The following is a 7,775-nucleotide window of genomic DNA, read 5'->3' as shown; positions in this document are numbered from 1 at the left end:
CCCGCCCTCGACCCCGGCGCCGAGGAGCCGAAGGAACTCGCCGCCGCCCGCAAGGCCGCCGAGAAACTGGCCGCCGCCGAGGCCACCCGGCCTGCGACGCCCGCCACGCCTGAGACGCCCGCGACGCCCGGGACGAAGGAAGGGGAGTCGTGACCTTCGCAGCAGCCACCGCGGCATCCGCGGCCAAGACCGCCGAGACCGCCGAGACCCACGGATTCCTCTCCCCGACCGGCGTCGAGATCGCCTTCCTCCTCGTCGGCCTCGTCACGCTCGGCGCGGCCGTCATCACCGTCACGACCAGGCAGCTGGTGCACGCCGCCCTGTGGCTGGTCGTGGCGCTCGGCGGCCTCGCCGTCGAGTACCTCCTGCTGACCGCCGAGTTCATCGCCTGGGTGCAGGTCCTCATCTACGTCGGTTCCGTCGTCGTCCTCCTCCTCTTCGGCCTGATGCTCACCAGGGCGCCCATCGGCCGCTCCCCGGACGCCGATTCGGGCAACCGCCCGGTCGCGCTCGCGGTGGCCGCCGCCGCTGCCGCCGCCCTGGTCTGGGTCGTCGTGGACGCCTTCCGCACCACGGTGATCGACCTGGACGGGGCCGCCCAGGGCTCCACCGACGTCACCGGCTCGGTCCTCTTCCGGCACTGGGTGCTCCCCTTCGAGGCGCTCTCGGTCCTCCTCCTCGCCGCCCTCGTCGGCGCGATCGTCCTGTCCCGCAAGACGGCCAAGGGCACGCCCGCCCCGGAGGGAGACCGCTGATGCACCTCCACCTCGCCTATCCCGCCGTCCTCGCCGCCCTCCTCTTCTGCGTCGGCCTCTACGGCGTACTCGCCCGGCGCAACGCGATCCTGGTCCTGATGTCCGTCGAGCTGATGCTCAACGCCGTCAACCTCAACCTCGTCGCCTTCGACGTCTGGCTCCGCGACTCCCTCCACGCCGGCCAGGCCCTGACCCTCTTCGTCATCGCCATCGCCGCCGCCGAGATCGGCATCGGCCTCGCGATCGTCCTCGCGGTCTACCGCAACCGCGGCACCTCCGCCGTCGACGCCCTCCGCGACACCGCCGAGCCCTCCACGCCGGACGACTCCCAGGACGCACGGGAGCCCCAGGAGCCGGACGACTCGCAGGAACCCCAGCAGTCACAGCAGTCACCGCAGTCGCAGAAGGCCGAGGCCACCGCGTGACCACGACCACCCTCGCCGTCCTCGTCCCCCTTCTGCCGTTCCTGGGCGCGGCCGCGGGCCTGCTCCTCGGCCGCCGGAGCCCCGGACTCGTACGCCCCCTCGCGGTCCTGCCCACGCTGACGGCCCTGGTCCTCGCCGTGCTCGTCGCCGCCCGCCAGGGCGGTGACCGGCCGGTCGACGCCGCCACCGAGCTGACCCCGACCGGCTCGGTCCCCATCGAACTCGCCCTGCACATCGACGGCTTCGCCGCCCTCGTCGCCGTCCTGGTCGGCGTCGTCGCCTCCTGCGTGCAGATCTACTCGACGGGCTACCTGCGCGACGACCCGCGCTACCCCTCCTACGCCGCTCTCGTCTCCCTCTTCACCTCCGCGATGCTGCTCGTCGTCTACTCCGGCGACCTGATGGTGCTCCTGGTCGGCTGGGAGATCATGGGCATCTGCTCGTACTTCCTCGTCGGCCACTACTGGGAGACGCCCGAGGCGCGCGCCGCCTCCCTGAAGGCCTTCCTCGTCACCAAGCTCGGCGATGTCCCCTTCCTCATCGGCCTGTTCGCCCTCGCCGCGGACGCGGGCTCGTTCCGCGTCACGACGATCCTCGCGACGGTCGCGGACGGCCGCCTCGACCACCCCACGCTCATCGCCCTGCTGCTCCTCGCGGGCGTGGCGGGCAAGTCCGCGCAGTTCCCGCTGCACACCTGGCTGCCCGACGCGATGGCGGGCCCCACGCCCGTCTCCGCGCTGATCCACGCCGCGACGATGGTCGCCGCCGGCGTCTACTTCGTCGCCCGCCTCCTCCCCGTCTTCGCCGCCTCCGGGGCAGCCCTCGTCGTCCTCGCCGTCATGGCCGCCGTCACCATGGCCGGTTCGGCCCTCGCCGCGCTCGCCCAGGACGACATCAAGCGCGTACTCGCGTACTCGACGATCGGCCAGCTCGGCTACATGACCGGCGCCCTCGCCGTCGGCGACCGCGGCGCCGCCGTCTTCCACCTCCTGTCCCACGGCGCCTTCAAGGCGCTGCTGTTCCTCACCGCGGGCGTGATCATCCACGCCGCCGGCACCAACTCACTGGCCGCCATGTCCCGTATGAAGGGCCTGCGCGACCGCATCCCCGACGCCTACTGGACGATGACCGTGGCGCTCCTCGCGCTCGCCGCGATCCCGCCGTTCAGCGGCTTCTTCTCCAAGGAGGCCGTGCTCGGCGCCGCCGAGCACACCGCCACGGGCCACGCCGCCTCCGTGCCCACCGCCGCGGGCTGGATCGTCCTCGTCGCCGGTCTGCTCACCGCCCTCCTCACCGCCGCCTACGCGACGCGCCTGTGGCTGCTCGCCTTCCACGGCAGGGGTGCCGACGCCCCCGACCACGGGAAGCAGCCCCTCGCCATGACGGCCGTGCTGTGGGTGCTTGCCGTGCCCTCCCTCGCCTTCGGTACCGCCGTCGGTGTCCTGCCGGACTGGTTCGACGGCCGCTCGCTCTCGCCGACGCTCACCACCTCCGTCCTCGGCACGGGCCTCGCCCTCGCCGGCGTCCTCGTCACCTACGGCGCGTGGCGCCACACCACCGCGCTCGCCGCCCGCGTCCCGATGGGCGCCGTCGCGGTGAGTCCGGACGGTGACGGGGGACAGGTCGAGGCGGAGGCGATCGCCTCGCACGCCCCCGCGTACGGAGACGTGGCGTCGGCTCACGACCCGGCCGACCCCGGCCGTCTGCTGCTCGGCCCCCTGCACCGCCACGCGGCCGCCGGCTTCCGCCTCGACGCCGTCTACGCGGCCCTGTTCGTCCGCCCGGTCCAGGCCGCCGCGCGCCTCGTCCGCTTCCTCGACCGCGAGGTCATCGAGACGTACGTGCGCGGCGCGGGCACCGCACCCCGCTGGCTCGGCGCCGCCGTCCGGCGCGCGCAGACCGGCAACGTACAGACCTATCTGAGCGCGCTGCTCGCAGGCACGGTCGTCCTGGCCGTCGCCGCCGTCCTCGTCGCCACCGCCGGAGCGTGAGCAGCCGTGATCGGTATCAGTGAGTCCGTGATGCAGTTTCTTCTGGCGTTGATCGTCGTCGGCCCGCTCATCGGCGCCGTGGCCGCTCTCCTCCCGGCCCCGCCCGGGCTGAAGGGGAACTCGCCCGACCAGGCCGTGCTCCGCCACGGCGTGATCGTGACCGGCGCCGTCCTGCTCGCCGCGCTCGTCCTCACGCTCGGCTTCGACCACGACCACCCGTCGAAGATGCAGGCCACGACCGACATCAGCTGGATCCCCGCACTCGACGTGCGCATCCACCTCGGCATCGACGGCATCTCGCTCCCCCTTCTGGTCCTGACCGCGCTGCTGACCTTCCTCTGCGCGCTCTACAGCTACTTCAAAATGCCGACGGGCCCGTCTCCCAAGGCATTTGTCGCACTGATCCTCGTCCTCGAGTCCGGCACCCTCGCGACCTTCGCCGTCCTCGATCTGCTGCTGTTCTTCCTGGCGTTCGAGATGGTGCTCATCCCGATGTACTTCCTCATCGCCCGCTGGGGCGGTGCACAACGCACCCAGGCGGCCTGGAAGTTCATCCTCTACACGCTGCTCGGCTCCGTCGTGATGCTGCTCGGCCTCCTCCTGATCGGGCTCAAGTCCGGCACGTTCGACATGGTGGCACTCGCCACTGACAACGGCCCGGGCCTGACCACATCCGTGCAGGTCATCGCCGTTCTGGCGATCGGGATCGGGCTCGCGGTCAAGACGCCGATGTGGCCGCTGCACAGCTGGCTGCCGGACGCCCACACCGCCGCGCCGACCGTCGGCTCGGTCCTGCTGGCCGGCGTACTGCTGAAGATGGGTACGTACGGGTTCGTACGCATTCTGCTCCCTATTACGCCGGACGGGATGCGGGAGTTCGCGCCCTACCTCGCGGCCCTCGCGGTCGTCGGGATCATCTACGGATCGCTGGCCTGCCTCGCGCTCGCCAGGCGCGGTGCGAAGGGCGACCTCAAGCGCCTCATCGCGTACTCGTCCGTCGGCCACATGGGCTTCGTGCTGCTCGGCATCGCGACGATGAGCCCGACCGGCGTGAACGGCGCGCTGTTCGCCAACATCGCGCACGGCCTCATCACCGGCCTGCTCTTCTTCCTCGTCGGCGCCCTCAAGGACCGCACCGGCACCACCGACCTCGACGCCCTCGCACAGGAGTCCGGTGCCGCGCTCTACGGCAAGGCGCCTCGCCTCGGCGGCCTGCTCGCCTTCGGCGCCGTCGCCTCGCTCGGCCTGCCGGGCCTCGCCGGGTTCTGGGGCGAGATGCTCGCGCTGTTCGGCGCGTTCGACCCCGCCGACGACCTGAGCCGCCCCGCCTTCCTCACCTTCATGGCGATCGCCGCGTTCGGCACCCTGCTCACCGCCGCGTACATGCTCATCGTCGTACGCCGTGTCTGCATGGGCCCGATGCCGCGTCCCGACGCCGAGCCCGCGCCCAGGGCGCTCGCCGACGCGCCCAAGGCACTCGTCGACGTCCGTGGCTACGAACTCGCCGCCTGGACCCCGCTCGTCGCCCTCACCGTCCTCGCCGGACTCTGGCCCGCGGCTCTCCTCGGCCTGACCGACCCGGCCGTGCAGAAGCTCCTCACTGGAGGCAAGTCGTGACCGTGGCCGCCGAAAGCGCCGCCAGCCTTGTCCAGTCCGTCGACTGGCTCGCGATCGCGCCGCCGACCATCGCCGCGGTCGTCGGCCTCGTGGTGCTCGTCGCCGACCTCTTCGTGGCCGACGGCAAGAAGGCGCTCCTCGGCTGGCTCTCCGTGGCGGGCCTGGCCGCCGCCGCGCTCTCCCTGCTGCCCCTCCTGGACGACGACCGCTCGACCTTCTGCCTGACCGGAGGCGGCACGCACGCGTGCAGCTACACCGCCGACCGCTTCACCCTCGTCATCCAGCTCCTCGTCCTCGGCGGCGCCCTGCTGGCCGCCCTGCTCTCCATGAGCACTCTGAAGGACGAGGAGGGCACCAAGCGGGAACTCCCCGCGGGAGAGTTCTGGTTCCTGCTGCTCTCCTCCGCGGCGGGCGCCGCCCTGCTGCCCGCCTCGCGCGACCTCGCGACACTCATCGTCGCCCTGGAGGTCGCCTCCCTGCCCGCCTTCGCCCTCGTCGGCCTCAGGCACGGCGACAAGCGCTCCTCCGAAGCGGCCCTGAAGTTCTTCCTCTCCTCGGTCACCGCGACCGCCGTGAGCCTCATGGGCGTCAGCTTCGTCTACGCGGCGACCGGCACCCTGCACCTCACCGAGATCGCCACCAAGCTCCAGAGCGACCAGGTCACCGACGGGCAGCTGCACACCCTCGCCCAGGCCGGCGTCGCCCTCACCCTCGTCGGCTTCGCCTTCAAGGTGGCCGCCGTGCCGTTCCACTTCTGGGTACCGGACACCTACGTAGGCGCGCCCCTGCCCGTCGCCGCGTACCTCTCGGTCGTCGGAAAGGCCGTCGGCTTCACCGGGCTCATCCTCGTCACCGTCGTCGCCTTCCCCTCGTACGCCGATGTCTGGGGCCCGGTACTCGCCGTCCTCGCCGCACTCACCATGACCGCGGGCAATGTCGCGGCCCTGCGCCAGCGCTCCACGCGCGCGTACAGCGCGGTCCGCCTCCTCGCCTGGTCCTCGGTCGGCCAGGCCGGCTACCTCCTGGTGCCGATCGCCGCCGCCGGATACGCCGACAACGAGGCGGGCGCGGAGAAGGCCATCGGCTCCACCGTCGCGTACGCCCTGATGTACGCGGCCGTGAACCTCGGCGCCTTCGCGGTGGCCGCGCTCGTGGGCCGCACCCAGCGCCTGAACCGCGTCAGCGACTACCGGGGCCTGTACGCGCGCAGCCCCCTGGCCGCCCTCGTCCTGGCCTTCTTCCTGCTCTGCCTCGCGGGGCTGCCGCCCGGCATCATCGGCCTCTTCGCCAAGGTCACGGTCTTCTCGGCCGCCGTCGACGCGGGCCTCGGCTGGCTCGCCGTGGTGATGGCCGTGAACGTCGTGATCGCGCTCTACTACTACCTCCAGTGGACGGCGCTCCTCTTCCGCGCCCCCGAGGGCGAGCCGGTCAGGCACCGCGTACCGGCGCCCCTCACCGCGGCCATCGCGCTGACCGCGGTCCTCGGTATCGCGCTCTCCGGAGCGCCCCAGCTCGTCCTGAGGTTCTCGGACACCGGTCTCTTCTGACCGGCCCCGAGGCCCTTCGGGGCGCCACGCGGGGCCTCACCCGCGTGGCGTACACCGCTCCTGAGCGCACAAGGGAACTAGTGCTCCCCGCCTGGCGTTGACCAGTACGGGAGGGTCCACTGAACAGTGGAAGCACCAGTCAGCAGAGGGTTCCCCCACGCACCACCAGGAGGGCGTACCGTGCACCGCCGGCACAACGGGTTGAAGACCGCCGTACTCCTCGGGGGACTGTCCGCGCTCATCCTCGTGATCGGCGGTTTCTTCGGGCGTACGGGCCTGCTCGTCGCGCTCTTGGTGGCCGTCGGCACCAACGCGTACGCGTACTGGAACAGCGACAAGCTCGCCCTGCGGGCCATGCGCGCCCGCCCGGTGAGCGAATTCGAGGCCCCCGCGCTCTACCGCATGGTCCGCGAGCTCTCCACCCAGGCCCGCCAGCCCATGCCCCGCCTGTACATCTCGCCCACCGAGGCCCCGAACGCCTTCGCGACCGGCCGCAATCCGCGGAACGCGGCGGTGTGCTGCACCGACGGCATCCTGCGCCTCCTCGACGAGCGCGAGCTGCGCGGCGTCATCGGCCACGAGCTGAGCCACGTCTACAACCGCGACATCCTGATCTCCTCGGTCGCGGGCGCCCTGGCCTCCGTGATCATGTTCCTGGTCAACTTCGCCTGGCTGATCCCCGTAGGCCGCTCGAACGACAACGAGGGCCCCGGCATCTTCGGAATGCTCCTGATCATGCTGCTCGGCCCGCTGGCGGCCTCGATCATCCAGCTGGCCATCAGCCGTTCCAGGGAGTACGACGCCGACGCGTCCGGCGCGCAACTGACCGGCGACCCGCTCGCGCTGGCGAGCGCCCTGCGCAAACTGGACGCCGGCACGAAGCAGTTGCCGCTACCGCCCGAGCCCCGCCTCGAGACGGCGAGCCACATGATGATCGCCAACCCCTTCCGCCCGGGGCAGGGCATGTCCAAGATGTTCTCCACGCACCCGCCGATGGCGGAGCGCATCGCCCGACTCGAGCAGATGGCAGGTCGTCACCAGTGAAGACAATCCTCAACGTCATATGGCTCGTCCTCTGCGGCTTCTGGATGTTCCTGGCCTACCTGCTGGCGGGCGTGCTGCTCTGCGTCACGATCATCGGCATCCCGTTCGGCCTGGCCAGCTTCCGCATCGGCCGCTATGCCCTGTGGCCCTTCGGCTACACCACGGTGGACCGCCGCGACTCGGGCGCGCCCTCGTTCGTGGGCAACGTCCTGTGGCTGGTCCTCGCGGGCTGGTGGCTCGCGATCGGCCACATCGTCACGGGCTTCCTGCTGTGCGTCACGATCATCGGCATCCCCCTGGGCGTCGCCAACTTCAAGCTGATCCCGGTCTCGCTGCTGCCGCTCGGCCGCGAAATCGTCCGTACGGACCAGCCGTTCGCCGCGCGCCGGTAAGAAG

General features: G+C 71.4%; 7 protein-coding genes and 1 pseudogene. All 8 read left to right on the top strand.

Annotated elements, in window-relative coordinates; all coding sequences use genetic code 11:
• A pseudogene (locus GKQ77_RS34175) lies at positions 1-153 on the top strand (NADH-quinone oxidoreductase subunit I); the annotation flags it as partial.
• Positions 150-755: an NADH-quinone oxidoreductase subunit J family protein gene (locus GKQ77_RS22910; RefSeq protein WP_219690815.1), complete on the top strand. Its 606-nt coding sequence runs from the start codon at positions 150-152 to the stop codon at positions 753-755. The pseudogene GKQ77_RS34175 and the gene GKQ77_RS22910, both read left to right, overlap by 4 nt.
• Positions 755-1,180 carry an NADH-quinone oxidoreductase subunit NuoK gene (gene nuoK, locus GKQ77_RS22905; RefSeq protein ID WP_219690814.1) on the top strand — a complete coding sequence of 142 codons (426 nt, stop codon included), beginning with the start codon at positions 755-757 and terminating at the stop codon, positions 1,178-1,180. Before GKQ77_RS22910 ends, nuoK begins: the two co-directional genes overlap by 1 nt.
• Entirely contained in the window at positions 1,177-3,171 is a 1,995-nt protein-coding gene (locus GKQ77_RS22900) for an NADH-quinone oxidoreductase subunit 5 family protein (protein WP_219690813.1), read from the top strand. Before nuoK ends, GKQ77_RS22900 begins: the two co-directional genes overlap by 4 nt.
• A 6-nt stretch (positions 3,172-3,177) precedes the next feature.
• A complete protein-coding gene (locus GKQ77_RS22895) occupies positions 3,178-4,788 on the top strand; it encodes an NADH-quinone oxidoreductase subunit M (RefSeq protein WP_219690812.1) in 1,611 nt (536 codons plus the stop codon).
• Complete coding sequence (locus GKQ77_RS22890; RefSeq protein WP_308117756.1) at positions 4,785-6,335, top strand: NADH-quinone oxidoreductase subunit N; 1,551 nt, start codon at positions 4,785-4,787, stop codon at positions 6,333-6,335. Before GKQ77_RS22895 ends, GKQ77_RS22890 begins: the two co-directional genes overlap by 4 nt.
• Before the next feature lie 180 nt (positions 6,336-6,515).
• On the top strand, positions 6,516-7,379 hold the full coding sequence (gene htpX, locus GKQ77_RS22885; RefSeq protein ID WP_219690811.1) for a zinc metalloprotease HtpX: 864 nt from the start codon (positions 6,516-6,518) through the stop codon (positions 7,377-7,379).
• Entirely contained in the window at positions 7,376-7,771 is a 396-nt protein-coding gene (locus GKQ77_RS22880) for a YccF domain-containing protein (RefSeq protein WP_219690810.1), read from the top strand. Before htpX ends, GKQ77_RS22880 begins: the two co-directional genes overlap by 4 nt.
• Positions 7,772-7,775: the final 4 nt, after the last annotated feature.

It is taken from the genome of Streptomyces anatolicus, assembly GCF_019400875.1.
Lineage (GTDB): Bacteria > Actinomycetota > Actinomycetes > Streptomycetales > Streptomycetaceae > Streptomyces > Streptomyces anatolicus.
The sequence above is the reverse complement of the archived record's forward strand: the minus strand, read 5'-3'. Positions and strand labels throughout refer to the sequence as shown.